Here is a 1,647-nt window from a genome sequence, read left to right as displayed (position 1 = left end):
CAGCTCTGAAAGGTAAAAATAATTCGCACTAATGCAGCCTATATACAGGCTGCATTAGTGCATTTGTGGTAAGATAAATAAAAAAGTTTATCGCAAAGGAAATAAAAATGACACGTGCAGAACGAAGAATACTAAAAAAATCAGAAACAGAGCCCGTTATTGCATTAAGAGATAGTATTAGCCATTATTATCCGGAATTCAATAATAGATTAAACGCAACGAGAGATCCACGTGATGTACGCTATATTACCTACACGCCGGCAACCATGCTGGGTACGGGATTGTTAAAGAACATATGTGGAATCGAATCGATGCAACAGATGACAGAACGCTTTAATCAAGAGGAGTGTATAAAAAATATTTCTAATCTGTTTTCTAATAATAATGAGGAATTACCCCACTATGTTACCCTAAATGAGTATCTAAAGAATGTGGATATCGCGGAGCTCCGGAAGGTTCGCAAAGACATTGTAACTAAATTGTTGCGTGGACGTAGCTTTGAGAACGGTCGTTATAAAAAGAAATGGCTTGTCATAGTAGATGCGACCTGGTTGCAAGTGTATGGAAAAGAACAGGATGGAAACTGTTTGGTGCAGAAGCATGTGACTGAAAATGGCGAAGAACACTGTGTTTGGTACCGTGTGGTACTGGAGGCAAAGATAGTACTAGGTGATGGTCTTATTATAAGCCTAGATACAGAGTTCATTGAAAATAACAGTATAGATGCCGTGCAACAGAAAGAAATGAGTGCAGAAGAGATAAAACAGGATTGTGAAACAAAGGCCTTCAAACGCTTGGCTAGGCGTTTAAAAAAAGAGTACCCACGCTTGCCGATCTGTTTGCTTGGCGATAGTCTTTATGCTAGTAACCCAGTCTTCGAGTTGTGCAGAGAGAATGACTGGGATTTTATCATTCGCTATAAAAAAGGTAGTATTCCGACCTTACAAAAGGAATATGAATCTTTGCCGGAAAGGGAAGCGGGAAGGGATGGAAAGAGTGAATTCGCAAATGAGCTTGATTATAAGGGGAAGCTAATAAATATGTTACGTTATAAAGAAAGTAGAAATGTAGACGGTAAGATAGTAGAGACCACGTTTCAATGGCTTACAAGTTTTACCATAACTAGTAGTAATGCGGAAAAGATGGCACAGGTAGGGCGCAAGCGTTGGATGATAGAAAATGAGGGATTTAATGTCCAAAAAAATCTTCGTTATGATTTAGAGCATGGGAATAGTAAGAATAGTACCGCACTAAAGAATCATTATCTGTTAACCCAGATAGCCGACATCTTTAGGCAGCTGTATGTTTATCGCTATTTAAGAAGGCTGGGACAGAAAAGAACAGAAAAAAATATATCTTCAGACCTATTAGCCAGCTTTGCACGGCAACTAATAAGAGAAGATATATTCAACCCAAAAGCGGGAGACAATAAAGTCACCTGCTAATAAGATAATAGCAAAGGTGGTGATTAATGGGAAGTAAAAAATAAAAAAATATCAAAAAAAGGTAATAAAGGGTTAGTATACCTATCTGGTGTGGATAACTCCCCTTCTAAGGAGCTGTTATTTAGCTAATCTGTGGATAACGATATTTTTTTAAAAAATCCCATTAATCAATGACTATAAAAAGATTTACCTTTCAGAGCTG

Annotated in this window: 1 protein-coding gene; it reads left to right on the top strand. The window is 37.6% G+C overall.

Annotated elements, in window-relative coordinates; genetic code table 11:
• The first annotated feature begins 107 nt into the window (after positions 1–107).
• Positions 108–1,445, top strand: a complete 1,338-nt coding sequence (locus NHH16_RS15335) for a transposase (protein WP_262070462.1) — start codon at positions 108–110, stop codon at positions 1,443–1,445.
• Positions 1,446–1,647: the final 202 nt, after the last annotated feature.

The organism is Ohessyouella blattaphilus (assembly GCF_024721265.1).
Classification (GTDB): domain Bacteria; phylum Bacillota; class Clostridia; order Lachnospirales; family Lachnospiraceae; genus Aequitasia; species Aequitasia blattaphilus_A.
This window is presented reverse-complemented; position numbering and strand designations above follow the sequence as displayed.